Source organism: Streptomyces naganishii JCM 4654, from assembly GCF_014650575.1.
In the GTDB taxonomy this organism is placed as follows: Bacteria; Actinomycetota; Actinomycetes; order Streptomycetales; family Streptomycetaceae; genus Streptomyces; species Streptomyces naganishii.
This window is the reverse complement of the sequence record NZ_BMVF01000009.1, coordinates 174328-200519: the sequence shown is the minus strand read 5'-3', so window position 1 is coordinate 200519 and position 26192 is coordinate 174328. Positions and strand designations below refer to the sequence as shown.

Genomic DNA, 26192 nt, shown 5'->3' with positions numbered 1-26192 from the left:
AAGATCGTCGACCCGCCGCACGTACGGAGAGCCAGGGTGCACATTGGCCCCTGCCTGATTTTCGTCCCTGGTTTCCCGGTTCGTCATGCGAATCGTCGTAACTGACCGGAACTAACCGAGACCGAGGAGTTGCAGCGCCCGGCCCGCGAGCCATGCACACAGTCCCAGGGCTGCGACCAACGCGAATCCGGTCCACAGCGACGTCTGCGTGGCGAAGGTGGCCCGCCAGGTCATCGTCCGTTTACGGACCCCCATGGACGCCAGGGCGTCCTTGACGGCGCGGGCCAGGTGGTACGCCGGCGTATGTATGATCATCGTCGCCCAGCCGGCCTTCACCGCGCGGAGCCCGCGACGCATCAGTGCGCCCCGAGGAGGCTTGGCGAGAGGCGAGGGCCCCACCGGGTGCACCCGGGGAGTCCATTCGGGGTCGAAGGTGAGCACGGCGCCAGTCCAGGGATCGTCTCCAGCCACTTCGGCGAACATGGGCAGGGACGGCAGGTGCTCGTCCAGCCGTTGCATCACCTTCGGCAGGCCGCCCGGTGCCAGCAGAACGAGTTTGCGCGCGGGCTGGGTGGCGCGGGCCTGCTGGACCTCCCACCACAGTCCCTCGCCCAAGCCCAGGCGCAGCACGATGAGTTGGGACAACTCCATCAGCCGTAGCACCGCCGGTTGCCAGTTGTCGAGCGGCAGGTAGAACCGCGCCGCACCCAGCCGCGGCAGTGGCTCTCCAGGCTTTCCCACCGTGATCACGGGCCCCACGGCGCCCAATGCCGCCGTGAACTGTTCCTCCCGTGAGTGGAGGCTGACGAACGACGCCGAGTCGTCGACCTGGGCCGCGATGCCGTCGTCGGCGAAGCTGCGCAGATAGAGCACGGGCCGACGGCCATCGGCCAGCAGCGCCCGGGCCGCGCTGCGCGCCGAGCGGGGGCGCGTGTACCGCAGGATCAGCACCCCGGCACCGAACGCGGCACAGCCGCCGACCAGTGACAGCATGAAGCGCATCGGCGGCATCTCGTAGCCCTCCCGCTGCGCCTTGGCCACGGCGGTGACGCCCCCCGCCAGCAGCAGGTATCCGCCACTGCCGGCCAGCAGGAACACCGGCCGCCGCCACCATGGATGACGCGGGGCGAACCGGCTGACCACTCTGATGATCTCCGCGGTATCCGACCGGCGCCGACGCCGCAGCCACAGCACCGGCCCGAGCAGCACCACAGCGGGCACCGTCCAGTACAGCGCGACCGCGCGCGACAAGCGAAGCTTCCGCTCGAGCCGTGCATGGTCCCGTCGGACACCCGCCGCCAGCCCGGCGACCCGCTCGCGGGCGAGGGAGACCCGGCCCTTCTCAACGTCACCCGTGGCGGAGGCGACCGCGGAGCGGCTCGCTCCCGACGGCGCCTCCTCCTTGAACCACGTGTCGCCCGCCAGGATCTCGGCGCGCGCGGACGCGTCGCCGGCGGCGGCATAGCGGTCCAGCGCAGCGGTGAACGCGGCGGCCCGTGCCGGGGCGTCGCGGAAACGGTCACAGGCCCGCAGATCCATACCCGCGGTGATCGCCAGGTGCAGCGCGACATAGGCCGTGACGATCGAAACGGCCGTGATCAACCGGGCGAACGCCCGTAAGCCCGAGGACACCTCAGCCCGCCCCCCTCACCCAGCGCAGACCGCGTCCCGTACTGTTACCCCGCCTCGCGGAAGGTTGCCGGTTCAGGCCACAACCACGCCGCAGGCCTGACGGGTGCACGCCGCGTCCCGGCCTACCAATCGACGTTGACCTGCACGTAGTTCATATAGAGCAACATACCGAACGTGAAGAGGAGCCAGGCCGGCAACAGGGTGTACCCCTCCCAGGAAGCAAGTGCCGCACGCAGGGGTTGCCGGGGCCATCTCGCCTCAGCCCTGGGAAGCCAGGAGCAGCGAGCGGGAGAAAGAAACGGGAGCGGCGCCAGGACGAGGGCGACGATGTACCCGCACAGCAATGCCACGAGGCCGACAACGAGCAGTCCCGCACCGGGCCGGTCCTTGGGCAGGAAGGTCTGGGCGACACCTCCCGGGAGCGGAACCGGAGTCCACAGGATCGAGGCGCCTGTTGTGCACCAAAGCACCGCCAGCGCCACGGCAATCGTGTGGGAACGGGTGAGCTGGGCGGGCGTCAGGCGCCGCGCGGCCAGTCGGCCGGCCATCCGGAGAAGTTCCGCCGCCGACGCCACGGCCAGGACGGCCAGGGCTATGCTCGCGGGACTCGTTGGCGCGAAGGCCAGTCGCGCCAGGGCGAATCCCGGAGCGAACGCCGCGGCCACCCGGAACATGGAAACGAGCCCACGCGGAGGAAGCGGGGCCCGGAACCGGTCGGCGACGACCGGGACGGGCACAGGGTCCGCCAGGCCGGACGCGGAGTCGGGCCGGCACACCGCGGCGACCAGGGCGAAGAGATGCTCGGGGCGCTGTTCGCGGAAGTCCAGCCACTGAAAGCGCCTCAGCGTCCCGGTATCGTCGGGTATGTCCACCTGGTCCAACAGCACGCAGATCGCACGCGGTGCCCGCTCCCTGGTGGCCTTCGTCACCTCCTTCCAGTTCACGTGCGAGCTGACGAGAATGAACGTCCAGACCGGTGCGGCAGCCTCCGTGCCCGCATCAAAGGCCGTCCCGACGCCCGCGAGTTGAAGGGCCGTGCGCAGGTGTTCGGCTATGGACTCGTCGGCCCGCGCCAGGCACTGCACCTGTAGGACGGCGCTCCCGAGCGGCCGGTCCTGACCGACGCCGTTGCGCCTGCACAGCACCAGCCACTCCAGAAGGAACCGCAAGTTCTTGCCGCGCCACTGCACGCCCGGCTGGGGCTCACGAGCCGACTGCTGGATCTCCCGCCACCCCGCCCGTAGTCCCGGATTCCGACTCGGAAGGAGGGCATCCCGTCGCGGTCCCGAAGCCGCACAGGGGACCTCGGTGGCCCGGCGACGCTGGTAGGCGACGCCCATGCCGGCGGGCAGCCACAGGTAGAAGCACCGGGACCACAACGCGCAACCCAGGCAGACCACCCCGGCCACGGCGGCAACGACCAGGACCTGGGTCACGGCGGCCGTCTCCTCGGCCACCGCCGCCGGAGGGGGCCAGACCTCCCTCGCCACCGTGGGATCGCCGATGTCCGGCAGGGCGAGGTCCGCTCTGACGCTGTAACCGCACGCCGCCGACACCGTCACGGCGCCAACGATCGTGACCACGAGCGAGACCCAGCCACAAACCCGCCGCGCTAGGCCGACCGCCACAGCCAGCACCGCCGGTCCGACCGGGGCCACCATCGCGGTCAGCGTGAGCAGGTGGTACTGCGCACTGTGCCAGCGGCGCAGGCGCAGCCCGTCCAGCCCGTTGCTCCGCCACAGCCGGGACGGTTCGTCAAAAGGGCTCCCGGCAAGGTGCCCCACCGAGACGTCCAACCTCACCATGAGCACACTCGCCCACACCATGGCGGCGCCCATGATCGCGGCGCAGACCACGAACCCGGCTATCGGGGCGGGCACCCGGTACCGCAGCAAGCGGTGCGGCGGCCACTGCGGCACCGTCCGACCGGGCCCGAGCTCGTTGGCGCCCGGCTCATTGTCGAGCCGCGCCCCGGCACTGGTGATCTCCTCACCGAGCACGTGCACCCGCCTCCGGAAACGGACGCGCAGGTCGTGCACGGGAGAACCGTCCAGCCGGGGCGGCACATCGCTGCCCGCGATCACGCCGACGTACACCGGGATCCCGCGCTCCAGTGCCCTGCCCCACTCCAGGCGAACGTACCCGGAGGCAATAGCCGCGGGCGAGGCCAGCAGCAGGAGTGCGTCGGCCGTCTCAAGCGCGTCGTCCCACGCGGCTTCCCAGTTCATCCCCGGACGCAGCCGCTGCAGATCGAACCAGGGATCCAACGCCTCGTGCGCCCACAATGCCGCGGTCACCGCTTCCGCGAAGTGGAAGTCACGCCGCGAGTAACTGACGAAGACCTTCAAAGGCCGACCGCGGCTCTCATCAGGCGATCCCTGTAACTCGTCCGGCCCGTCCGTCATCACTGCCCCCACAGTGCCCACCCCTCGTCCGTTCCCCCAGCATGCCAAAACCGCCCCCACCGAAGCCATCCGTGCACGCTGTCGCGCCTGTTCGCCGAGACAGCGGATCTTGGTGTGAGCGCACCGTAGGCGACGCCCCGGACGATCAGGCGGTGCCAGCGCTCCCACGTCCGACCCGCCGGGACGGGGAGGAACAGGGTTGCGCCGGCGATCAACGGCGGCCCGCGGCGAAGGCAGCCCGCATCCCATGCACCTGCACGGCCACACCTACCAGCTCGGCGGCGACGGCCCGCGCAAGGACACCACGATCGTGCCGCCCAGGACGACGGTGTCGGTGTCCTTCGACGCGGACAACCCGGGCCAGTGGATGCTGCACTGCCACAACGCCTACCACGGTCAGGCGGGCATGGTGGCGCTCGTGGCGTACCGGGCCTGACCCTTCACCGGCGCTCGGGGCGACGGCGGTTGCTAGCGGTCCACCAAGGCGGTCACCAAGCGCTTCACCAGGGGCCGGGGGTCGGGTGTGCCCGGCCAGCTCGTCATCAGGAGGTGGTGGGCGGTGCCGACGACGGCGAGGGCCACCGTGCACGGATCGACGTTCTGCGCCACCCGGCCGAGCCCTCGCTCGGCCTCCAGGTAGCCGGTGATGGCCTCCTGGATCGCCGTGAAGCCCGGAGCCCCGCTCTCCAGGGCCTCGCGGATGCGCAGCGCGGCGGCGGGGCGGGTCAGAGCCAGGCCGGAGATGGCGGGGCCGCCGGAGTCGAACAGCGCGAGGGCGACGGCCTCGAGGTTGCGTGCCACCGTGCCCTGGCCGGCGAGCCGCTGCAGTTCCCGTGCCTTCGCCGCCGTCCGCGCGAACCGGTCGAGGCAGAGTTCGGCCACGAACTCGTCCAGCCCCGCGAAGTGCGTGTGCAGCAGGCCCTTTGCGCAGCCCGCCTCGGTGGTGACGGACCGGCTGGTGAGCGCGCCGGGGCCGTCCCGTTCCACGACGCGCTCGGCGGCCGCGAACAGCCGTTCCCGGACGTCCGGCGTCGCCACTCCGCGCGGTGACATGGGCTCCTTCTCCGTTCCGCCTCCGCCGCCCACTGGAGGCACGCTTCGGATAGTAGCGGGGATTGCCAGTTTGGGCAGACGCCCATACTGTTTGGGCATACGCCCATTCTCTGCCGTCCACCCAGGAGGCATTCGTGCAGGACATCGTCAACACCGAGCAGGCACAGGCGTGGAACGGCCCCGAAGGAGCCCACTGGGCCCGCAACCAGGACCGCTGGAACGCCGTGAACGAAGGCTTCAACGAGCCACTCCTCGACGCCGCCGGAATCACCGGGGAGCACCGGACCCTCGACCTCGGTTGCGGCTGCGGGCAGACCACCCGCCTCGCCGCGCTCCGGGCGCCCCGAGGGCGCGCGCTGGGCCTCGACCTGTCCGGCCCGATGCTGGCCGAGGCCCGGGCGCGGGCGGAGCGGGAGGGCATCGCCAACGTCTCCTTCACACAGGGGGACGCGCAGACGTACCCCTTCGAGGCGGGCGCGTTCGACGCGGCGATCAGCCGCTACGGGGTGATGTTCTTCGCCGACCCCGTGGCGGCCTTCGGCAACGTCGCCGGGGCGCTGCGGCCGGGCGGGCGTCTGGCGTTCGTCTGCCCTGCGGACGCCGCGCTCAACGACTGGGTGGCGGCGGTGGCATCACTGCGCGGCATCCTGCCCGTCGGCGACTTCGGGCAGCCCGGGCTGCCCGGCATGTTCTCGCTCACCGAACAGGACCACCTCAGCGACGTCCTCACCCGGGCCGGATTCACCGGCGTCGCGATCAGCCGGGTCCAGGCGTACGGGGTCTGGGGGCACGGGGCCGAGGACGCGGCGGAGTTCCTGCTGGGAACGGGACCCGGTCGCCATCTGCTGGAGCAGGCCGACCGCACCGCACAGGCCCGTGCCCGCCGCACCCTGACGGACCATCTGCACCGCCACGAAGCGGCGGACGGCACGGTCCGGCTGCGCAGCACAGCATGGCTCGTCACGGCGGACCGCCCGGCCGACCCGTCGCAAGAGCTCCGGTGACCGCCCTGCCGGCGCGGCACTCGGCCGATGCCGCGGCCGACTGCCCGCGGGCGCCGGGGCGGCCGTTCGACGGCTGCCCCGGCGCCGGGCCGGCTGAGGGATCTACTGCTTGCCGAGCATCTTGTCCATCTCGGTGATCTCGGCGGACTGCGAGGTGACGATCGACTTCGCCATCGCCTTGGCGGGACCGTAGGCGCCCTTGGCCTGCTCGGTCCTCGCCATCTCGATCGCGCCCTGATGATGGCTGATCATCATCTGCAGGAAGGCCTTGTCGAAGGCGTCACCGGACAGGCCCTTCAGCTTGCCCATGTCCTGGTCCGACATCATGCCGGGCATCGGGGAGGCCGAGTGGTCCATGCCCGGCATGCTCTCCATGCCGGTGCCGCCGTCGCCCGGGACCTTCTCGCCCCACGCCTTCAGCCAGCCGGACATGGTGTTGATCTCGGGATCCTGCGCCTGCTTGATCTTCGCGGCCAGGTCCTTCACCTGCGGGGACTTCGCCCGTGAGGCAGCCAGGCCGGCCATGGCCACGGCCTGCCGGTGGTGCGGGATCATCCCCTGGGCGAACGACACGTCCTGCGGGTCGTGGCTGCCCGCGGAGGCGGTGCCCGAGGGGTGCACGGACCCCGTGTCGTGGCCCGAGCGGGCCGGCGCCGGGGACGAGGAGGAGGAATCGCTGCTGCCGCAGGCAGCCAGCACCACCGCGGCGGTGGCAGCGGTGGTCAGCGCAACGGCACGGCGGACGAGGGAACGGCGATACGCCATGGGTGGTTCAGCTCCTTGAAGTGCCCGCGCCCGGGCGCGGGAGAAAACGGATGCGGCAGGCCGGAGCACGCCGCCCTCTCTCAGGAGGGTGGCGTGCGGAAGCCTCTAGATCCGCAGGAGCTGCAACTGGGAAAGATCCGGCGGTGCGCGACCGTCGACCGCCCCGGCGGCCGGGCCGCCGGAGGCCGTCACCGCGGGTGCGAGGCGAGCGGCCGGAGCGGGCGTCAACGCGGGCGGGACGTAGGCAGTGGCCGTACCGGCCGCCGCGCAGGTGCCTTCGGCGTGGTCCATGACCATGCCACCGTCGTCCGCGTCCGACAGATGCCGGCAGTTTCCACCGGCACCTTGAACGAGCGTCGAGTGATGCCCCGGGGACTCCACCGGCATCATCGCGTCGTGCCGGCCCGCGGCCGGCATACCGGCGGGTGACAGGGCATGCATCCCCAGCACCCCCGCCACCAGGGCCATGACCAGCCACGTCCAGCGCACAGCTCGCGCCCCGGAACCGGTGCGAGAGCTGGGCATCATGAGCTCATCGTATGAGGCGCCTTCGACCCGTTGCCGACGAACGCTCCGCCGAGTGGCTCATCCCACATCGTCGGCGTCATCCCCGCCCAACGGTCCCTGTGAGCGAGGCGAGCGCGGCGTCGAGGCGGCGGGTGGCCTCGTCGGCGACCGGACGGAGCGCGTCGAGTCCGCTCAGGGACACCATCGTCTGCGGGTCGAGGGCCTGTACGGCGGTGTGGTCGCCGTCGGCGCGGACCACCACGTTGCACGGCAGCAGCAGGCCGATGGAGCGGTCCGTCTGCAGAGCCTGATGGGCGAGTGACGGGTTGCAGGCACCGAGGATGACGTAGTCCTCCACGTCCTGGTCGAGTTTCGCCTTGAGGGTGGCGGTGACGTCGATCTCGGTGAGGATGCCGAAGCCCTGCTCGCCGAGGGCCTCGCGAACCCGCGTGACGGCCGTGGCGAAGTCGGTGTCGAGGTGCACCGTGCGGTCGTAGGTCATGGGACCGGCCCTTCCTGTCGTCCCGGCCGGCGCTGACGGGTGTCCCTCCGCAGGCCGGGCATGCGTGAGCTGTTCGCCAGTGGCTTCCCCGCCGGCTGCGGGCCGACATGGGACCTCTCGCGGTCATCACCCGGAGGGCGGATCACGCGTGTCTCCGTCCACGAGTGCGCGGGCATGCCCGGCGGGCTGGGAAGACAGCTTGATCCGGGCCATGGCCGACGGTGTTCAGGTGTCGGGAGAGGAGCGGTTCGCGTTGCGGCGCACGTCGGCACGGCGCTTCCATCACCCTGAGCCGGATCCCCTCACGCGGTCATCGGGGCCGCGTCCGGCTGAGGAGACAACGATGCGCTCTCGTCGTACTGCTGCCGCCGCCCTCGCCGCCGCGATATGCCTGACCGCTCCCGCCGTGGCGGCGAACGCGTCCCCGAGCCCGGCCGGACCGTCCAGTGGGTCGCCGGGCTGCACCATGCGGCGGTCCTCCACCACCATGATGTCGATGTCGTGCACCATGCCGATGCCGTCCGGCATGAGGATGCCGGACGGCATGACCATGCCGTGCACCATGACGATGCCGTCCGGGACGGCAACGCCCTCGGCCATGACGATGACCATGACGTGCACCATGAGGCCGCCCGCCGAGTCGGCGGCGCCGGTCCCGTCCACCGCGCCTCACGGGAGTGTCAAAGCCGGTGCGGGTGGCGGCGTCACCGGCCTGGCGGCCGGTCCGACCGCGGCCGGGGCGCTGTTGGTCCTCGCCGGTGGCGGCGGTGCGTTCGCCATGATGCGCCGTCAGCGCAGCCGGAAGACTTGACCGAGGCGGGTCGTCGCGTGGTGCCCTCCGGGGCCGCGGGCTGGACGCCGACGCGGCACCGGTGGGCACACGCTCCTGCAAGGCCGAGCGTCAGGCAGGGCGGATGTTCTCCGCCTGCGGGCCCTTCTGGCCCTGGGTGACGTCGAACTCGACCTTCTGGCCTTCCTGAAGCTCGCGGTAACCCTGGCTGGCGATGTTGGAGTAGTGGGCGAAGACGTCGGGGCCGCCACCCTCCTGCTCGATGAAGCCGAAGCCCTTCTCGCTGTTGAACCACTTCACAGTGCCCTTGGCCATGACTGTCTCCTTCGAAGGGAAGACCAGGCACGCACCTTGCGTGCCCGGGAGGTGATCGCCCGGTCCGGAGAGACGCTGAACAGCGAGAACGCCCGTGACGGCGATCACGGGCGAACGGAACTTCGGAACCACGACTGCTGAGTCACAACGCTATAACGCCACGGCGGCAGCCGCCACCGATAACACGCCGACATCGCACCCGGTATGCCGAGCAAAGCCCGGCACCCGGCCACCGCTCAGCGTTCGTCAGGACCGTCAGGACCGGCAGGACGGCCGGACGCTGAGCAGTTCGGTCCTCAGCACGGGCGTGCCGTCGACAGGCGCCGGGTCCTGCGCAGTTGGCTCGATTCCGCCGGCGGCGACCTTGTCGAGCGTCTTCAGGCCGGCGGCGCCGACCGTGCCGAACACGGTGTAGTTCGGTCGCAGCGCGGAGTCACCGTAGACGACGAAGAACTGCGAACCGTTCGTGTTAGGACCGGCGTTGGCCATCGCCAGCAGTCCGCGCCCGTAGAGGCGGCGGACGCCGGTCGGGTCGCTCGGCGCGGGCGGCAGGTCCACCGGCAACTCGTCCTTGTACCGGTACCCCGGTCCGCCCTCGCCCGTGCCGGTCGGGTCGCCGCACTGCAGGACCTTCAGCGTCGGATACGCCGTCAGCCGATGGCACACCGTACGGTCGTAGAACCGGTGCCGCGCCAGATGCAGGAAGCTCTGGACGGTGCACGGCGCCTTCGCCCGGTCCAGACGCAGCGGTAGCGGGCCCTGGCTGGTCGGGACGGCCATGCCGACCGTGCCGTGACTGGGGGTGTGCCGCGGGTCGGGCGGCAGGGGGACGGGCCGCGCCGCCGGCTCGTCCGGGGTCTGGGTGTACTGGCAAGGACCGTGCGTGGTTGGCGGCGGGGCATCGGAAGCGGAGGCGGTGGCGCTGCCCGCGGACACGACCAACGCCGTTGCCGCCAGTGCGGTCGTGAGCGCTCGGTTCATGCTGCACACCCTCCAGAAGACCGTCGGTTTCGGAGCGGTCGCAGTCTAGGGCGCGGCCCGGCCGGCGAGTACCGGTCCGCAAGCCACATCCGCCCACGGGGTGCCGCTACCCCGCCGGCGGTGCCGCTGCCGTCGTCCCGGCCACCGCCGCGGCCCCCTCGCTTCCCTTACCGGAGTCACGTCCGTCCCCGACAGCGCGCGTAACGACTTCCCCAAGTTTCCCCCAAACCCGAATCCGCATATTGTTAGGTAAGCCTTACCTGGCTTACCTTCGGTGTGCTTTCCCTGCACGTCAGACCGGAGTCCCCATGTCCAGCGGCAACATCGCCCTGCTCGGAGCCATCGCAGGCTTCACCATCTACCTCGGCCTCCCCCTCGGCCGCCTCCGCACGCCCACGCCCCGGCTCAGGGCAGCCCTGAACGCCGTGGCCATCGGCATCTTGATCTTCCTCGTCTGGGATGTGCTCGCCCACGCCTGGGAACCGGTCGACGAGGCGCTGGGCAAGCACGCGTGGGGCACGGTCGCCTCCGGGGGCGCCACTCTGGGTGCGGGCCTGGCCGTCGGACTGGCCGGCCTCGTGCACTACGACGCCTGGCTGGGGCGCCGCCGGGCGGCCGCCGCACGTCCGGCGGGGCCGGGTGCGGCCGCCACCGCCGAGCTGGCCCCGAAGACCCGCAGCCAGGCCGGTTCGCTCGCCCTGATGATCGCCACCGGCATCGGCCTGCACAACTTCGCCGAGGGCCTGGCCATCGGCAACTCCGCTGCCCAGGGCGAGATCTCCCTCGCCCTCCTGCTCATCATCGGCTTCGGCCTGCACAACGCCACGGAAGGCTTCGGCATCGTCGCCCCCCTGGCCGCCGAGGGCGAACGTCCCTCATGGCTCACGCTGCTTTGGCTCGGCCTGATCGGCGGCGGCCCCACCTTCCTCGGCACACTGGTCGGCCAGCACCTGGTCAACGACACCCTGTCGATCGCCTTCCTCGGCCTCGCCGCCGGTTCGATCCTCTACGTGGTCATCGAACTGCTCGCCGTGGCCCGCAGGACCGGCCTGAAGACCCTCACCACCTGGTGCGTCCTGCTCGGTCTCCTGCTGGGCTTCGCCACCGACGCCGTCGTCACGGCCGCGGGCGCCTGAGCCCGGCCCGTGCGGCCATGGCAGACGAAGGAGCAAGGCGGGTGGACGTGGTTCACCGCCCCGGGGATCCGCCGGGGCGGCCGCTGCGTGTGCGGGTGGGTGACGAGGTCGTCGTCGCCCTGCACGGATGGCCCGCCTACGCGTGGACACCGGTGGAGGTGGTCGCGGGGACCATGGCGGTGATCTCGGCGGGAACGGACGACGGAACCGCACGGGCCAGGGTCAGGGCGACCGGTGCCGGCGAGGCGGAACTGCGGTCGACGTCGTCGTTCAGCGGGGACAGGTTCGGGCCGCCGACGCGGTTGTGGCGGCTGCTGGTGCACGTCGAAGCGCCGTAGGCGCGGGCCGTCACGGGACCACGGTGATGGTCAGGTGCCTGCGCCGCGAGGGCGGACCGTGCGGGTCGGGGGTGTAGCTGTCGGCCGAGTCGAGGGTCGCGGTGCCCGCGGAGGCCGCGCGTGCGGTGGCGGACCGGGCGCCGTCGGCTTCCAGATGGTCGTCGAGCAGACCGACCGCCTTCGGGTTGGAGCTGGTGACGGGCGCCCAGCGGCGGTTGGGCAGCGGCTCGAGAGTGATGCGGACCGTCGTGCCGGTGTGAACGCAGGTGGTGCGCAAGGGGTTGTCGGCGGCCGGGTGGATCACGGTCACGGTCCCGCTGAGGCACAGGCGGGCGGAGCCGCCTGTGGCGGCTGTCGGCATGCCGGCGGACGACCCGGAGGCGGCCGGGGGCTGCCGCCGGGCGGGCCCCGCGCCCCCGGCGCAGGCCGCGCAGGCGGCGGGCGAGACAACGAGGGCGAGAACGGCGAGCGAACGGGCCCCAGTTGGTCTCACGAGGCCCCCAGCGTGAAGTCGGGACAGTCCCACAGTGGGACGCGATCGAGGCTGTATCCGTTCTGCGGTCTGGCGAGGACTGGCGCTCCCCCTACGGCGATACAGGAAGATCCCTTGTGCCGATACAGGAAATCCTGGGTTTTTACTGCGAGTTGACCACACTCCGTAAATTCTCGGCTGCTTCGCGCCACGCAGGCCGCGTCTCTCTTGTTGCGTGACATGTCCGGTGCAACCATCCCGGATTGCGAACACGCGCTCCATCGGCGTGAACGTCCTTCTTCTCCCCACGCCGGGCGATCTCCGGCTGCCCGAAAGGATGTTCCGTGTCCCGATCCAGACGCAGACACAGACGCGGCGGCGCGGCCGCGCTCACCGCGATCCTGACCGCGGTCCCCGCCCTCTGGTTCGCCGCCCCCACGGCCCAGGCCGACCCCGCACCCCACGCCGCGGCGGCCCACCACTCGGCCGACACCGGCCCCGCCGTACGGCACGACACCTCCCCCACCCTGCGCTCCATGGCCGCCCACGCCCACCACGGCCACCACGGCAAGCGGCAGCAGGACGACGACCCCGGCGAGACGCGCCTCCCGCACCCGCCCGCGTCCCCCATCCCCGACCCGGTCGTCCAGTCCAGCCCCGGCGGACCCTCCGCCCCCTCGACGGGCACGAACTTCGAGGGCATCGGCGCCGGCAACTACTCCATCACCGGTGTACCGCCGGACCCGAACTCGGCCGTCGGCTCCAGCCAGATCGTCGAGACGGTGAACACCGCCTACGCGGTGTACTCCAAGACCGGCGCCACCGTCCTCGCCCCGACCGACACCAGCACCCTGTGGTCCGGGTTCGGCGGCTCCTGCCAGTCCACCAACGACGGTGACGCCGTGGTCCGCTGGGACACCCTCGCCGGTCGCTGGGTGGTGACGCAGTTCGCCAACGTCTCCTCGTCCTCCGGCCCGTACTACGAGTGCGTGGCCGTCTCCACCGGTGCGGACGCCACCGGCAGCTAGTACCGCTACTCGTTCCAGTACGCCGGCTTCCCCGACTACCCGAAGCTGTCGGTGTGGCCGGACGCGTACTACATCACGTACAACATGTTCACCGCCTCCGGCAGCTTCCTGAACGCCGAGGCGTGCGCGCTGAACCGGTCGGCCATGCTCACCGGCGCCGGCGCCGCCCAGCAGTGCTTCACCACCTCGTCCTCCTACGGCGGACTGCTCGGCGCGGACCTGGACGGCTCCACCGCGCCGCCGTCGGGGGAGCCGGAGCTGATGGTGGGCCTGGGCACGACGAGTACGACGCTGGCGTACTGGAAGTTCCACGTCGACTGGGCGACGGCCTCCAACTCGGCCTTCAGCGGCCCGTCGACGCTGACCGTGGCGTCGTACACGACCGCCTGCGGCAGTTCGGGGACCTGTGTTCCGCAGAGCGGGACCAGCACGCAGCTCGACTCGCTCTCGGACCGGCTGATGTTCCGCCTGGCCTACCGCAACTTCGGCGACCACGAGTCGCTGGTGGTCAACCACGCGGTGACGGCGGGGACTTCCGTGGGTGTGCGCTGGTACGAACTGCGGATGTCCGGCGGCAACCCGGCCGTGTACCAGCAGGGGACGTACGCCCCCGACTCCACCTACCGGTGGATGGGCTCGATCGCCGAGGACAAGGCCGGCGACATCGCCCTCGGTTACTCCCAGTCCTCCTCCTCGGCGCACCCGTCCGTCCGGTACACCGGACGCCTGGCCGGCGACACGCTCGGCACCATGACCCAGGGTGAGGTCACCGCGGTCACCGGTGGCGGTTCCCAGACCAGCTACAGCCGCTGGGGCGACTACACCTCGATGTCCGTGGACCCGAGCGACGACTGCACCTTCTGGTACACGAACGAGTACATCCCCTCCAACGGCAACTACAACTGGCACACCAGGCTCGCCTCGTTCACGCTGCCCAACTGCGGCTCCACCGCGAGCAACGACTTCTCGATCGGCGTCAGCCCGGCCGCGTCCACTGCCACCGCCGGCTCGTCGGCGACCACCACGGTCTCGACCGCCGTCACCTCCGGCTCCGCGCAGTCGGTGAGCCTGTCCGCGTCCGGGCTGCCCAGCGGGGCGACCGCGAGCTTCAACCCGGCGTCGGTCACCGCGGGCGGCTCCTCCACGCTGACCGTGGCCACGTCGTCGTCGACGCCGGCGGGCACGTACGACATCACCGTGACCGGTACGGGCACCTCCGCCACCCACACCGCGACGTACACCCTGACGGTCACCTCCGGCAGCGGCGGCGGGGGGATCACCAACAGCGGCTTCGAGACGGGCAGCCTGTCCGGCTGGACCTCGGCCGGGAGCACGTCCGTGGTCAACTCCGGGGCGCACAGCGGTACGTACGCGGCCCGGGTGGGCAGCACGTCGCCGACCAACGGCGACTCCTCGGTCGCCCAGACGTTCACGGCGCCGTCCGGGAGCAGCACGCTCGGCTTCTACTACAACGTGACCTGCCCGGACACGCTCACCTACGACTGGGCGACGGCCACGCTCAAGGACAACACGACCGGTACCACGACCACCGTTCTCGCCAAGACCTGTGTGTCGTCCTCCGGCTGGGTCCAGAAGACCGCCCCGGTCACGGCCGGGCACAGCTACACCCTCACGCTCATCAGCCATGACGACAACTGGACCGGTGACGCCACCTACACCCGCTACGACGACGTGACTCTGTCCTGACCGGCGTCGAGTCCCTGACCGGCGTCGGGTCAGGGACCGGTTCCTGACCCGACGTGCCCGGGGGGACCAACCGGCGGACCTGCGCCGGTGGTCCGCCCCTCCCCGAACGCTCTCGCTCGAGGGCGTACACCCCCCATCGACGACAAGGGTTTCCTCATGTCGCGTACCGCTGTCCGTAGATCCGTGGCGACCGCCACAACTGCCCTGCTGTCATTAGGCGGTCTGCTGCTCGCCTCCCACCCCGCGCTGGCGGACGTCTCCAACGGCGGCTTCGAGTCCGGCAGCCCGACCGGCTGGACCTCCGCCGGGACCACCTCCGTGGTCAGCTCCGGCGCCCACAGCGGCACCTACGCCGCCCGGGTCGGCGGCACCTCCCCCACCAACGGCGACTCCTCGATCGCCCAGACCTTCACCGCGCCGACCGGCGCCACACAGCTGTCGTTCTGGTACGACGTGACCTGCCCGGACACGGTGACCTACGACTGGGCCACGGCCACCCTGGCCGACACCACGACCGGCACCACGACGACCGCCCTGGCCAGGACCTGCACCAACGGCCAGGGCTGGAAGCAGGTCACCTCGCCGGTGACCGCCGGGCACAGCTACAGGCTCACCCTGGTCAGCCACGACGACAACTACACGGGCGACGCCACCTACACGCTCTACGACGACATCGCCTTCACCACCGCCGCCCCGCCTCCCGGGCTGACCCAGGTCAGCACGGACCCGTTCACCAACTCCTCCAGCCAGCACGCCACCGAGCTCGAACCGGACACCTTCGCGTACGGCAACACGATCGTCGCCTCCTCGCAGGTCGGCCGGTTCACCGACGGCGGCGCCTCCGACATCGGCTGGAACACCTCCACCGACGGCGGCACCACCTGGCAGCACGGCATGCTGCCAGGCATCACCACCTACCAGGGCGGCAGCTGGGCCCGCGTCTCCGACCCGGCCGTGGCCTACGACGCAAGGCACGGCACCTGGATGGTCGCCGGGCTGGTCATCGACTCCAGCGTCAACGGCGCCGGTGTCAGCGTCAGCCGCTCCACGAACGGCACGAGGTGGCAGAACCCGGTGCTGGCGGTCGGCAACGACGGTCAGGGCTACGACAAGGAGTGGATCGTCTGCGACAACTCCGCCACCAGCCCGTACTACGGCACCTGCTACGTCGAGGTCGACGTCACCTCCTCCGGCAACGCGGTGGTGATGAGCCGCTCCACCGACGGCGGCGCGACCTGGTCGGCGCCGGTGGCACCGTCCGGAGGCCCGACCGGTCTGGGCGGCCAGCCCCTGGTCCAGTCCAACGGCACGGTCGTGGTCCCCTACTCCGCCAACGGCAGCGCCGTACGCGCCTTCAACTCCACCAACGGCGGCTCCAGCTGGTCCTCCAGCACGCTGATCGCCAACGTCTCCAGCCACGGCGTGGCCGGCAACCTGCGCGACGGTGAGGGCCTGCCCTCGGCCGAGATCGACGGATCCGGCAAGATCTACGTCGCCTGGCAGGACTGCCGCTTCCGCTCCGGCTGCCCCGCCAACGACATCGTGTACGCCACCTCGGCCAACGGCACCAGCTGGTCGGCCGTGACCCGGGTCCCGATCGACGCCACCACCAGCGGCGCCGACCACTTCATCCCCGGCATCGGCATCGACCCCACCACCTCCGGGACGACCGCCAGGATCGGCCTCTACTACTACTTCTACCCGAACGCCAACTGCACCGCCGCCACCTGCCAGTTGGAGGTCGGCTACATCTCCTCCGCCAACGGCGGCAGCACCTGGAGCGCCGCGGCCACGGTCGCCGGCCCCATGTCCCTGTCCCAGGTCGCCGACTCCACCCAGGGCAGCATGGTGGGCGACTACATCTCCACCTCCGTCGTGAGCGGCAAGGCGGTCTCCGTCTTCGCCGTCGGCAAGGCCCCGGGCAACGGGCAGGCCTTCGACGAGGCCCTCTACACCGCCGGCCCGCTCACCGTCACCGGCGGCAGCGCACGCTCCACGACCCACGGCGCGGCGGCCGTCGCCTCACCGCACCTCACCAAGACCCTGCCGGTCCGGCACTGACCGGGGAAAGCACGCGGTGCCGCCCCGGCGATGGCGCCGGGGCGGCATCCTTGTGTGCGGGAACAGGAACGACGGGCACAGGAAGGCCGGGCACAGGAACCGGGTGCCGCGCCGGGACGTCACAGTGGCGTGCGGCGACGTGAGGAGGCAGTTGTGGCGCTGGAGCAGCGAAGACGCGGGCCGGGGCCCCGGTGGCCGTGGTTCGGGGCCGCCGTCGTCGCGGCCGTCTGCCTCCTGACCGCCTGCGGGAGCGGCGGCAGCGGCTCGCACTCCGGCTCGACGCCGCCGCGCCCTTCCGCCGACCCGCGCGCCACACCGTCGGCGAGCGGTCCGGGGCCGGCGGGTCATCCGGCCTCGCCCTCCGCGTCACCGTCGGCGACAGCGCCGCCTCGACGGACACCGTCGTCGCCCCCGAGGGGCACCGCCACGCCCCCTGCCACGGCCTCCGCGTCGTCGGAATGCCAGGCGGGCTCCGCCACGATCACCCACAGCGCCGGGGGCGCCTCCGTCCGGGACCTGTGTGTGCGCTCCGGTACGACGGTGACCGTCGTGCTGGAGCCACGCGCACGGGGTGCCTGGCCGCCGCCGCGCAGCAGCAACCCGATGCTGGCGCTGGTGACCTCGTCCGTGACCGACGGTAGTGGCGTCACTCGGGTCACGGTGCGTGCCGCGCGCACCGGTGCCGTGACGGTGACCTGGGGTCCCGACAGCGCGCCGCTTTTCACGCTGCGGCTGAGTGTGGCGGCGTACCCGGTGCAGTGAAGCCGGACGCCGGACGGCCGGTGCGCCCCGGGAACGGGGTTCGCACCGGCCGTCGTCATGCGGCGGGGCCGTACGGAGCGGTGATCAGTCCTTGCGGCCCTTGAGGCGCCGTGCGTCGAAGGACCAGATGCCGCGGCCGTGCGTGGCGGCGTACAGCTTGCCGTCCGGGCCGAGGCGCAGCTGCATCACGGCCGTGGTGGGCAGGTTGTGGCCGAGGACCAGCCACTTCGTGGCGCCGGCGGGGCGGTAGAAGGTGGCCAGGTCGGTGCCGAGGGCGAGGCCGCCGTTCGGCAGGAGCTTGACCGTGTCGGCGGGGACGTCGGGCAGGTTGGCCGAGATGTCCGTCCAGCTCGCACCGCCGTCCCTGGACTCGAAGACGTGGCCGACCCCGGCGCCCGGGCCCTCGGTGAACCGGCGGGAGAAGCCGTTGATCGCCACGTACACGTGCTGGGCGTCGGCCGGGTCGATCTCGAAGCCGGAGACGTAGCGGTTCGGGAGGGTGCCGTCGACGGGCAGGTTCAGCTGGTGCCAGCCGGTGCCGTCGGCGTTGCCGACCGCGATGCCGCGGGTGAAGCCCTGGTTGTTGCAGGGGCCGCACCAGCCGACGTAGACCGTGCCTCCGGAGGACGCGACGGCCGTGGCCGTGTGGCCCTCGCCGAGGTCGTAGGCGTTGGCCCACTCCTTGCCGGAGCGGATCGCGAAGCCCTTGGTGTTCACCCACACGTGCCGGCCGCCGGCGATCCAGGTGTTGGTGTTCTTGGCGTCGGCGCTGATCGGGGCGATGAAGCGGGCGCCGGCGCCGCCCTGGTCCTTGTCGGGCGGGGCGACCTCGTACTCGGTGGCCTTGGTCGGGTCCGTCGACCAGGAACCGTCGTTGACACCGCAGTTCTGGGTCACCCACATGTCCAGGTAGACGTATTCCTCGGCGATGTTGCAGCCGTTGGCGGGGTCCGTGATGGTGTCGCCGCCGTCGCCGCCGAAGTTGGAGCCCATGACCTTGTCACGGCCGCGCAGGATCGACTGGCCGTTGTCCTGCAGGCCGCCGGTCACCGAGACGCCGCCGTAGGTCAGGTCCTTGCCGACGCCCACCGAGTAGTACTGCAGGGTGTCCAGGGTGCCGTCGTTCAGGGACTGCCAGTCCTTGGCGTGACCGCCCGAGTCGACCGCGCCGTTCAGCGGACGCCGGTAGATGCCGCCGTCGTTGCCGACGTACGCCCACGTCCTGCCCTTGTAGCTGCCGACCGCGACGGCGTGCTGGTCGGAGTGGGTCGTGGGCGAACAGTCGCCGGTCTGCTTGGACGGGTCGATGCTCCAGCAGGGGAAGGGGAAGTTCCAGTACGGGCCCGGCACCGTCCAGCTCTGGCCGCCGTTCTTGGTCTCGAACACCTCTTCGAGACCCAGGTAGACGTGGTCGGCGTTGGCCGGGTCGACCTGGAGGAACTGGTTGTACCAGGCCTGGACGCCGGGCATGTAGCCCGCGCCCTGCAGGGCGGAGCCGGACGCCTTCAGCTTGGTGTAGTCCGCGATCAGCGTCCACGGGCCGAACGGCGAGCCGTTCTTCGACACGTAGACGCCCTTCAGCCCGCTGTCCGGGTTGGCGGCCATCTGCGCCGGCGACTGGTCGATGGCGTACAGGCGCGAACCGTCCGCCGCCGCCGCGAACGTCATGTTGCCGACGTCGTCACTGCTGGTCGGCAGGTCGCCGAGGCCGCTGACCGGCTTCCAGCCGCCGTCGTCCTGCTTGGCGTAGAGCCCGTTGTAGGTGTCGCCACCGCGCCAGCCGACCGCGAGGAGGACCTTGTTCGGGTCCTTCGGGTCCACGGCGATGTCGTTGGCGATGTTCTTGTACGGCGCGCTCGGGTCGTCCGCCTTCGAACCACCCGGCAGATAGTCCGGGTTGGGGGCGAACTCGTGCTTCCACGGCCCGGAAAGGGTGGTCGTCGAGTGCGACCAGACGCCGGTGCTGGTGGCCGCCCACACCTTGGTGCCGGCGAAGCGCAGGGCGTGGATGACGGTGGACTCCAGTTCCGCGCCGCCCACGCGGTCGCCTGGCTGGAACTGCCCGTGGCGCGGGTCCTTCAGAACGTACACGCCCGTCCCCACGAAAGACGTCGCCCCGGTGTTGGACTCGCCCGTGGCGTACCAGAGCCGCTTCTGGCCGTCCAGGGCGAGGGTGCCCGTGGACAGGGAGGGCAGCTTGTCGGAGATGGGCTTCCAGTGCCCGCCGCCGGTCGTGGAGCGGAAGACGCCGCCGTTGGCGCCGCCCGCGTACACATAGCCGTGGTCGTCGGCGGCGATTCCGGTGATCCGGCCGGTGACGTCGCCCGAGCCGCCGCTGGAGTTGGAGTTCACATCGCGGTAGCGGGGGTCGTCGGAGTCGTACGCCTTCTTGGTGACGTGGCCCCAGCCGCCGCTCGTGTGCTTCATCGACTGCAACTGCTGCCAGGCCGCCCCGTAGGCGCCGGGCGCGACCACGCCGGGGGCGGTGCGGGCCTCGGTGAACTGGGCCGTCGCCTCGGCGGAGTTCTCCGCCTCGTCGGCCCCGCCGTCGTCGCCCTCCGCGGCGAACGCGGACGCTCCCTGGCCCGCGTGGACCGCCTTGATGTGCTGCCGGCCCACGGCGGCCTGGTGGCGTGCCTGCCAGGGCCGGGGTCTGGTGTTGTTCGACGCGGCGAACGACTGGGTGCTTACCAGTCCGAACGCGGCCGCTACGACGGTGCAGGTTATGAACCGTCGGTGGTGCTTCGGGGGCAACATGCCCTCTCCTCCCTGCACCGGGCATATGGGGGTGTCCCGGTGCAGAGGGATCTTGGCGTGCCCACAACAGTCACACAAAGGGCTCAGGGGAAAAATGGTGGGTTGTTTACCTTGCGCCTCACATGAACCCCAAGTTCCGCAGGCCGCAGGCTCTTTGAGTGACCCCGTCGGTCACCGGACGAGCCGGTGCGGCCGGGCTCCCGGCGTCACCGCGGCGCGCGACGGGGCTGTGGCCGTGGCCTCGGCGGAGGGTCCGTAGTGGATCCCGGTGGGGAACACGCCGCTGTAGGCGTCCGTGGAGTCCTGCGGCGCGTCGGCGTTGGTCTCGACGAAGAGCGGCCGTACGGCGGAGCGGCCGTCCGTGGCGAGGCCCTCGTAGTCGCCCAGGAAGTGGCCCCCGGCGTAAGGGGCTTGGAGCCAGTCGAAGACGCGGGAGACGCGACGCTCGGTGGCGCATCCTGTCGCACCACGCGGCAGGGAGACGAGCCAGGCGGCGGTGGGGAGGGTGGTGGTGTTCCCGGCAGCGAGGTAGCGCAGGTCGTAGTAGGTGACCGACACCGTGCCCCGTGCGTCCACGCTGATGGACGGCGTGAACGCGGGCGCGGAGGCGACGGTGTTCACCCTCTTCGGCGCCGACCAGGTCCGCCCGCCGTCGACGGAGTGGACCAGTTCCGCGGAGTCGTGGGCGCCGCCGCTGAAGTCCGAGCCCTCGTAGGCGACGTACAGCTCACCGGTGTGCGGGTCGATGGCCACGCTCGGCAGGTCGCCGCCCGCCCGCAGGGACTTGGCCGCATCGGTGGGCGCGTTGGGATCGACCTCGGGTACGGCCGTGTCCTTGGCGATGGTGACCGGCTTGCTCCAGGAGCGCCCCTGGTCGGTCGACTTCACGACGGCGAAGTGCAGGTCGGTGGGCGTGAACGTGCCGGTGGAGTAGTCGATGTCGTACGTCTGCCAGTCGAAGACGTCGTAGAGGGTGTCGGTGCGCGGGTCCACGACGACGACGTTGCCGATGGTCTGTGAGTGCGGGACGACGGAGGTGTCCACGAACGGGCGGGCCGGGGACCAGTGCCGGCCGCCGTCGCGGGTGACGGAGATGTAGGCGGGTCCGTCGTAGACCTTGGCGGAGTCGTCCTCGTCGATGCGGTCCCAGACCTGGTAGGCGACGCCGGGGTGGACGGGGTCGGCGGTGACGGCGTTCTTGTCGTCGGTGAACCGGGCTTGCGTGTCGTCGATCAGACGGGTCGTGTGGGTCCAGGTGCGTCCGCCGTCGTACGACGTCGAGGCGGCCACGCCGTTGCGTGCGTCGGTCGCGTCGAACACCAGCCCGCTGGCGTAGACCGTGCCGTCGGGCCCGGTGCTCACCCAGCCGTCCGAGGCCCGCTGGTAGTTCAGCCCGCCCGGGGCGCATTGCGAGAACGGGAGCGGGGTCTCGGTGAAGTGCCGGCCGTCGCGGGTCCAGGTGGCGGTCAGGCCCCGGGCGCCACCGTTGGACCAGCGGTCCTGCTGGAAGATACCGACCGCGTTGCGCGGGTCGCGCGGGGAGACGGTGACGTACGGCTCGTCCTCGGCGGACGGGTAGTTGGTGCCCGTCCCGTCCCCGCCGATGTCACAGGCGGCGTAAGGATCACCGGGCGAGACCAGGTGGACGGGCCCGCTGTCACTCGACGCCGCGGAACTGCCCACCGTGGTGACGAGCAGGAACGCAGCGGCGGTGGCCACGAGAGACGCTCTTGTACGGGTGCGCATGGCGATTCCCCCAACTCCGCGATGACGGTTCGTCTTGGGCTGTGCTGGCGCAGGTACGGTCCCGGTGGCGCCGGGACAAAAGTCGCCCGGCGAGCCTAACGCCGCGTTGTGCGGTCCGAGTGGGAGGAAGCGGTCAGGAAGCGGTCAAGGACACGTCAACAATGGGGCCGCCCGGTCCTGCTCGAAGTGGCTGTCTCTGCCGCCTTGGCGCACCAGTCGGCCCGTCCGAGCGGCTTCGGCCCTGGGCATGAGGGTCCACGTGCCGTCGCCGCGGCGCACGGCGGCGGAGTGCCACGGCGTGGTCCACGCGCCTGTCGGTCCAGTCCATCACGTCGTACGGTGTCGGCCGGATCGCGCCGTACCGCATCAGGAGTCGGGGCCGCCGAGGGCCGAGTTCCGGAGCAGCGCTGTGGTACGCGTCACGTGAGGGACGGCTGCGATCCCTCACCGGGGGCCCCGGACAAATGCGTTGGGCCGGCCGGCCGCCGCTGGTAGCGTCTGGGGAGCCGTGGGAGAACGCGAGGAGGTGAGACCCATGAAGGCTGTATCCATGTGGGTGCTCCCCCATGTCGTCACGGTGGGCGGCTGACGCAGGTGTCGCCGGGAGCGCCTCGGACTTGGCACTCCTGAGAGGCAACACCTATGAACTTCGTGCAGCCCACTCCGGGCACGGACAACCATCCGGTCGTGGTCACGCGGGTCTCGCCAACGCAATGGCACGCCGTGGAGGACGACCTGACGGTCGGCCGCGGCGTCGCTTCGCGCCGGCCGGACGGGCGGCTCTTCGTGAGCGTCGACGCGTGGCACGGCGCGGTCTTCGACCGCGTCGCCGACGCGATGCTGACGGACCTGTCCACACCGCTGTACACCCTTGTCGACGAGACCGACCACGACTCGAGGTCCGCCTGGGAGCGGGCCGGCTTCACCACCGCACGCCGCGAGTGGGGCTACCTCGTGCCGACCGACCCTCGGACCACCGGGCTCGCCTCGGTACGGCCCCCGTCCGGCGTGACGGTCGTGGCCGCCGGTGAGGCGGAGGAAGAACCGCTGCGTGCCCTGGACCGCGTCGTCCGCGACGAGGTCGAGGCCACCGTGGGATGGCGGACGATGCCGGCCGAGGTGCTGCCCCGCCCGGCGGGGACCACCGTGCTCGACCCGTCGAAGCACGCGGTGGCAAGGCACGGGCACGAGTACGTGGGCCTCGTCCGAGTGGCCCCGCTGACCCGGCAGCCACGGATCGGGCTGATCGCCGTCCGGGCAGACAGACAGCGCCGCGGCATCGCCCGGGCGCTGCTGGCCCACGCCCTGGGTTCGCTTCACATGTCCGGGACCGCTTCGGCATGGGCCGAGGTGGACGAGTCCAACGCGGCGGCCACCGCCCTGTTCGAGAGCAGCGGCGCCCGGCGCGCGGCCTGCACCCTGGAACTCGTCCGCCGCTGACGCGCCGTCACGCGGTCACGCCGTCACGCCGTCACGCCGTGCGGCAGCATCCCGCCGAGCGACCGTTTCCTACCGAATTCGCCGTCACAGAACGGGAGTAGTGAGAGACCATGACCAAAACAGCAGGGGGCGTGGAAGCCGAGGGCACCGTCACCGAGTGCCTGCGCAATGCCACCTTCAAGGTGGAGCTCCAGAACGGGCACACGGTGCTCGCCCACATCAGCGGGAAGATCCGGAAGAACCGCATCAAGATCCTCCCCTACGACCGAGTGCTCGTGGAACTCAGCCCCTACGACCTCACCCGCGGCCGGATCCGCTACCGGTACAGGGCGTGACGCCTCCCACGCCTCCCGTTCCCACCCGCGGAGCAAGCGCCGTTTCGACTGCGGCGTCCTGGGCAAGCGCTATGGGCTGCCGAGCGAAGACCGCCCCGTCCGACTCCCGCTGTCGGCCGGGGCGTCAGGACGGTCGGCACGATCGGCATCGGGGCCGCGGTGGCCCCGCGTCCGGGTCCGTGGAGGAAGGTTTGATGGCGAAGAAGAGCAAGACCGCGAAGAACGACCAGCGGCGCCTCGTCGTGGCCGGATACGCCGCGCGCCGTGCCGCGTTGAAGGCGATCATCGCGTTCCCCGGAAGCGCCGCAGCCCCGGCCGGGACGGCCGGCGCCGAAGCCGCGACGGGCGGACGGCGGTGATCACTCCTTTCCGCGGACGACGGCGACGGAGCAGTGCGCGTGGTGCAGGAGTGCCTGGCTGACCGAGCCGAGCAGCAGACCGGCGAAGCCGCCGCGTCCGCGCGCACCGGCCACGACCAGCTGCGCGCCGTGACTCGCCTCGATCAGCGCCAGGCGGATCCGGGCGCGCACCAGGCGCCGCTCCACCGTGACCTGGGGGTAGCGCGCCTGCCAGGGCGACAGGGTCTCGTCCAGCAGGCGCTGCTCCTCCTCCCGGAGCCGCTCGATGTCGACCACCATGTTCAGCGGGTCGCCCGGCCCCTCGTAGGCCCGTTCGCTCCAGGTGTTCCACACGTGCAGGGCCAGCAGGTCCGCACCGCGCACCGACGCTTCGGCGAAGGCGAACTCGACAGCGCGTTCGCCCGCCGGGGAGCCGTCCACCGCCAGCAGCACGGGACCGTCCGGGTTCGGAGTGCCCCGCACCACCAGAACCGGGCAACGGCCGTGCGCGGCCAGATGCACGGCGGTGGAACCGAGCAGCAGGCTGCCGAAGGCGCCCAGTCCGCGGCTGCCGACCACGACGAGCGAGGCGGTGCGCGACTCGATCTCCAGCACCATCAGCGGCTCGCCGACGGTGACCTCTCGTGTGACGTCCACCCGCGGCGCGACCTCGCGCGCCCGTCGTTCGGCCTCGGCCAGCGTGCCGTCCACCAGCTCGCGCACCCCCGCCCTGGCAGGGTCCCAGGGCGGCCCACCGGACGGTGGATGGATCGACGGCCACCCGAAGGCGTGCACCAGCCGCAGTCCGACCCCGCTCAGCATCGCCTCGCGTGCCGCCGTCTCGACCGCCTCAAGGCTGGACGGTGAGCCGTCGACTCCCACTACGACTGGTTTGGTCATGCCGCGCCTCCTCGCCGGGCGGACCGCACCGGCCCGGCTCTCGTCCATCCTCCGCCACTGTGCCGCGCGGCGCATCGGGCCCAACGGCCCTGTCCGCACCGTCGGGACAGCGGTGCCGTACGCGTCCGCGGACACGCTCGGTCATCACCCGGAAGGCGCAGCAGACACGGCACGGGTGCGACCGAACGAGTCCTATGAGGAAGGGGTGCCGTCGCCCAAGAGGCTCCCGGAGGAGGAGATCGTGTTCCGCCACTCGATACGTACGTTCATGGTCGGTGTGTGCGCGCTGACCGCCGCATCGCAAGCGGCCCCCGCCCTGGCCCTGGCCGCCCCGGCCGGTCCCCGTCCGCAGGTTCGAGCCGCCCGGGCGCTGCACGCGCAGACGCTCACGAACCTCAACTCCGCGATGAAGGGTGAGGCGTTCGCCTACGCCTCCTACAGCCTCTTCGGTACCCAAGCCGCCGGTGCGGGCCACCCGGCCGTCGCCCGGCTCTTCCGGAACACGGCGCGGACCGAGCTGAACGAGCACCTGCACGAGGCGGCCGCCCTGGCCGGCCTGGTCGGCACGAACGCGGCCAACCTGCGCCAGGCCATCAAGGGCGAGACGTACGAGCACCAGATCATGTACCGCGGCTTCGCCGCCCAGGCCCGGCGGGACGGGGACACGAAAGCCGCCGCGCTGTTCACGGAGATCGCCGCGGACGAGGGCCGCCACCGCGCCGCCTTCCGCAAGGCACTCACCGCCGTGACGACCGGCCACGGCGCCGTCCCCGCGCCGCCCACGGCCGGCACGGTCGCGGTGCCCGCCGGGCTGCCGAAGGTGCGCGCCGCCCGCACGAAGGCCAACCTGGACACCGCGATGCACGGCGAAGCCCTCGCCTACGCCAAGTACATGCTGTTCGCGGCGAAGGCGAAGCAGTCGGGGAACACCGCACTGGCCCGCCTGTGGGAGGGCACGGCCGCCGTCGAGCTGCACGAGCACTTCGCCGGCGAGGCGGTCCTGGCCGGACGGGTGGGCACCACGAGGAAGAACCTGAACAAGGCCATCACCGGGGAGCGCTCGGAGGCGACCAGCATCTACCCGGCGTTCGCCAAGCAGGCGCGCGCCGTCGGTGACACCGCTGCCGCCGCCTACTTCCGCAACACCGCCGCGGACGAGGCCCGGCACGCCGCCGCCTTCCAGGCGGCGCTGAACCGGCTGCGCTGAGCGCCACCCCT

24 protein-coding genes and 1 pseudogene are annotated in these 26192 nt (G+C 71.4%); 11 read left to right on the top strand and 14 right to left on the bottom strand.

The window, feature by feature from the left end; all coding sequences use genetic code 11:
- Positions 1-111 precede the first annotated feature (111 nt).
- Together IE217_RS18690 and IE217_RS18685 are read right to left on the bottom strand one after the other, a co-directional pair.
- A complete protein-coding gene (locus IE217_RS18690; RefSeq protein WP_190179028.1) occupies positions 112-1632 on the bottom strand; it encodes a transferase in 1521 nt (506 codons plus the stop codon).
- A gap of 122 nt (positions 1633-1754) precedes the next feature.
- Complete coding sequence (locus IE217_RS18685) at positions 1755-3980, bottom strand: TIR domain-containing protein (protein WP_190179027.1); 2226 nt, start codon at positions 3978-3980, stop codon at positions 1755-1757.
- Between the two features lie 298 nt (positions 3981-4278).
- On the opposite strand from IE217_RS18685, the pseudogene IE217_RS18680 reads away from it, so the two are divergent.
- Positions 4279-4473 (top strand): annotated as a pseudogene (locus IE217_RS18680) (multicopper oxidase domain-containing protein); the annotation flags it as partial.
- A gap of 32 nt (positions 4474-4505) precedes the next feature.
- Here IE217_RS18680 and IE217_RS18675 read toward each other — a convergent pair.
- Positions 4506-5090 (bottom strand): TetR/AcrR family transcriptional regulator, encoded by a 585-nt coding sequence (locus IE217_RS18675; protein WP_190179026.1) that lies wholly within the window; start codon positions 5088-5090, stop codon positions 4506-4508.
- A 134-nt stretch (positions 5091-5224) separates the two neighbouring features.
- On the opposite strand from IE217_RS18675, the gene IE217_RS18670 reads away from it, so the two are divergent.
- A complete protein-coding gene (locus IE217_RS18670; protein ID WP_190179025.1) occupies positions 5225-6094 on the top strand; it encodes a class I SAM-dependent methyltransferase in 870 nt (289 codons plus the stop codon).
- Between the two features lie 102 nt (positions 6095-6196).
- On the opposite strand, the gene IE217_RS18665 is transcribed toward IE217_RS18670, so the two are convergent.
- The 6 genes from IE217_RS18665 to IE217_RS18640 all read right to left on the bottom strand — a co-directional run bounded on the left by IE217_RS18665 (position 6197) and on the right by IE217_RS18640 (position 9954).
- Positions 6197-6859 (bottom strand): DUF305 domain-containing protein, encoded by a 663-nt coding sequence (locus IE217_RS18665; protein WP_190179024.1) that lies wholly within the window; start codon positions 6857-6859, stop codon positions 6197-6199.
- A 105-nt stretch (positions 6860-6964) separates the two neighbouring features.
- Positions 6965-7327, bottom strand: a complete 363-nt coding sequence (locus tag IE217_RS18660) for a DUF6153 family protein (RefSeq protein ID WP_229865379.1) — start codon at positions 7325-7327, stop codon at positions 6965-6967.
- Between the two features lie 136 nt (positions 7328-7463).
- On the bottom strand, positions 7464-7868 hold the full coding sequence (locus tag IE217_RS18655) for a DUF302 domain-containing protein (RefSeq protein ID WP_190179022.1): 405 nt from the start codon (positions 7866-7868) through the stop codon (positions 7464-7466).
- A 282-nt stretch (positions 7869-8150) separates the two neighbouring features.
- Positions 8151-8531 carry a hypothetical protein gene (locus IE217_RS18650; protein WP_190179021.1) on the bottom strand — a complete coding sequence of 127 codons (381 nt, stop codon included), beginning with the start codon at positions 8529-8531 and terminating at the stop codon, positions 8151-8153.
- Between the two features lie 238 nt (positions 8532-8769).
- The gene (locus IE217_RS18645; protein ID WP_014670069.1) at positions 8770-8973 is read right to left on the bottom strand and encodes a cold-shock protein; all 204 of its coding nucleotides are present in this window, start codon (positions 8971-8973) and stop codon (positions 8770-8772) included.
- A gap of 255 nt (positions 8974-9228) precedes the next feature.
- A complete protein-coding gene (locus tag IE217_RS18640; protein WP_190179020.1) occupies positions 9229-9954 on the bottom strand; it encodes a peptidylprolyl isomerase in 726 nt (241 codons plus the stop codon).
- Between the two features lie 308 nt (positions 9955-10262).
- Between IE217_RS18640 and IE217_RS18635 the strand changes: the two genes are divergently transcribed.
- Both IE217_RS18635 and IE217_RS18630 read left to right on the top strand, forming a co-directional pair.
- Positions 10263-11090, top strand: a complete 828-nt coding sequence (locus tag IE217_RS18635) for a ZIP family metal transporter (RefSeq protein ID WP_190179019.1) — start codon at positions 10263-10265, stop codon at positions 11088-11090.
- 41 nt (positions 11091-11131) lie between these two features.
- On the top strand, positions 11132-11428 hold the full coding sequence (locus tag IE217_RS18630; RefSeq protein ID WP_190179018.1) for a hypothetical protein: 297 nt from the start codon (positions 11132-11134) through the stop codon (positions 11426-11428).
- A gap of 10 nt (positions 11429-11438) precedes the next feature.
- Here the strand turns inward: IE217_RS18630 and IE217_RS18625 are convergent, their stop codons facing one another.
- A complete protein-coding gene (locus IE217_RS18625) occupies positions 11439-11921 on the bottom strand; it encodes a hypothetical protein (RefSeq protein WP_190179017.1) in 483 nt (160 codons plus the stop codon).
- Positions 11922-12244: 323 nt separating this feature from the next.
- Between IE217_RS18625 and IE217_RS18620 the strand changes: the two genes are divergently transcribed.
- From IE217_RS18620 to IE217_RS18610, 3 genes are all read left to right on the top strand, one after another.
- The gene (locus tag IE217_RS18620) at positions 12245-12928 is read left to right on the top strand and encodes a hypothetical protein (protein ID WP_190179016.1); all 684 of its coding nucleotides are present in this window, start codon (positions 12245-12247) and stop codon (positions 12926-12928) included.
- Between the two features lie 51 nt (positions 12929-12979).
- A complete protein-coding gene (locus tag IE217_RS18615; RefSeq protein ID WP_190179015.1) occupies positions 12980-14635 on the top strand; it encodes a hypothetical protein in 1656 nt (551 codons plus the stop codon).
- Positions 14636-14818: 183 nt separating this feature from the next.
- On the top strand, positions 14819-16696 hold the full coding sequence (locus IE217_RS18610) for an exo-alpha-sialidase (protein ID WP_229865378.1): 1878 nt from the start codon (positions 14819-14821) through the stop codon (positions 16694-16696).
- Positions 16697-17040: 344 nt separating this feature from the next.
- On the opposite strand, the gene IE217_RS18605 is transcribed toward IE217_RS18610, so the two are convergent.
- The 3 genes from IE217_RS18605 to IE217_RS18595 form a co-directional block, all read right to left on the bottom strand.
- On the bottom strand, positions 17041-17346 hold the full coding sequence (locus IE217_RS18605; RefSeq protein ID WP_190179013.1) for a hypothetical protein: 306 nt from the start codon (positions 17344-17346) through the stop codon (positions 17041-17043).
- A 196-nt stretch (positions 17347-17542) separates the two neighbouring features.
- Positions 17543-20215 (bottom strand): WD40/YVTN/BNR-like repeat-containing protein, encoded by a 2673-nt coding sequence (locus IE217_RS18600; protein WP_190179012.1) that lies wholly within the window; start codon positions 20213-20215, stop codon positions 17543-17545.
- A 171-nt stretch (positions 20216-20386) separates the two neighbouring features.
- Positions 20387-21934, bottom strand: a complete 1548-nt coding sequence (locus IE217_RS18595; protein WP_229865377.1) for a sialidase family protein — start codon at positions 21932-21934, stop codon at positions 20387-20389.
- A gap of 669 nt (positions 21935-22603) precedes the next feature.
- Here IE217_RS18595 and IE217_RS18590 point away from each other — a divergent pair.
- The 3 genes from IE217_RS18590 to IE217_RS35415 all read left to right on the top strand — a co-directional run bounded on the left by IE217_RS18590 (position 22604) and on the right by IE217_RS35415 (position 24095).
- On the top strand, positions 22604-23401 hold the full coding sequence (locus IE217_RS18590; RefSeq protein ID WP_190179011.1) for a GNAT family N-acetyltransferase: 798 nt from the start codon (positions 22604-22606) through the stop codon (positions 23399-23401).
- A gap of 110 nt (positions 23402-23511) precedes the next feature.
- On the top strand, positions 23512-23736 hold the full coding sequence (gene infA / locus IE217_RS18585) for a translation initiation factor IF-1 (protein WP_190179010.1): 225 nt from the start codon (positions 23512-23514) through the stop codon (positions 23734-23736).
- A 194-nt stretch (positions 23737-23930) separates the two neighbouring features.
- Positions 23931-24095: a hypothetical protein gene (locus IE217_RS35415; protein ID WP_373298057.1), complete on the top strand. Its 165-nt coding sequence runs from the start codon at positions 23931-23933 to the stop codon at positions 24093-24095.
- Here IE217_RS35415 and IE217_RS18575 read toward each other — a convergent pair whose 3' ends face one another.
- Positions 24096-24974 (bottom strand): universal stress protein, encoded by an 879-nt coding sequence (locus tag IE217_RS18575; protein ID WP_190179009.1) that lies wholly within the window; start codon positions 24972-24974, stop codon positions 24096-24098.
- Positions 24975-25179: 205 nt separating this feature from the next.
- Between IE217_RS18575 and IE217_RS18570 the strand changes: the two genes are divergently transcribed.
- The gene (locus IE217_RS18570; RefSeq protein ID WP_229865376.1) at positions 25180-26181 is read left to right on the top strand and encodes a ferritin family protein; all 1002 of its coding nucleotides are present in this window, start codon (positions 25180-25182) and stop codon (positions 26179-26181) included.
- The last annotated feature ends 11 nt before the right edge of the window (positions 26182-26192 follow it).

Bases quoted from the DNA above. Each gene is read 5' to 3' on its own strand.
- IE217_RS18675 (WP_190179026.1), bottom strand. From the start codon at position 5,090: ATGTCACCGCGCGGAGTGGCGACGCCGGACGTCCGGGAACGGCTGTTC.
- IE217_RS18665 (WP_190179024.1), bottom strand. From the start codon at position 6,859: ATGGCGTATCGCCGTTCCCTCGTCCGCCGTGCCGTTGCGCTGACCACC.
- IE217_RS18660 (WP_229865379.1), bottom strand. From the start codon at position 7,327: ATGGCCCTGGTGGCGGGGGTGCTGGGGATGCATGCCCTGTCACCCGCC.
- IE217_RS18655 (WP_190179022.1), bottom strand. From the start codon at position 7,868: ATGACCTACGACCGCACGGTGCACCTCGACACCGACTTCGCCACGGCC.
- IE217_RS18645 (WP_014670069.1), bottom strand. From the start codon at position 8,973: ATGGCCAAGGGCACTGTGAAGTGGTTCAACAGCGAGAAGGGCTTCGGC.
- IE217_RS18640 (WP_190179020.1), bottom strand. From the start codon at position 9,954: ATGAACCGAGCGCTCACGACCGCACTGGCGGCAACGGCGTTGGTCGTG.
- IE217_RS18635 (WP_190179019.1), top strand. From the start codon at position 10,263: ATGTCCAGCGGCAACATCGCCCTGCTCGGAGCCATCGCAGGCTTCACC.
- IE217_RS18600 (WP_190179012.1), bottom strand. From the start codon at position 20,215: ATGTTGCCCCCGAAGCACCACCGACGGTTCATAACCTGCACCGTCGTA.
- IE217_RS18590 (WP_190179011.1), top strand. From the start codon at position 22,604: ATGAACTTCGTGCAGCCCACTCCGGGCACGGACAACCATCCGGTCGTG.
- infA (WP_190179010.1), top strand. From the start codon at position 23,512: ATGACCAAAACAGCAGGGGGCGTGGAAGCCGAGGGCACCGTCACCGAG.
- IE217_RS35415 (WP_373298057.1), top strand. From the start codon at position 23,931: ATGGCGAAGAAGAGCAAGACCGCGAAGAACGACCAGCGGCGCCTCGTC.
- IE217_RS18575 (WP_190179009.1), bottom strand. From the start codon at position 24,974: ATGACCAAACCAGTCGTAGTGGGAGTCGACGGCTCACCGTCCAGCCTT.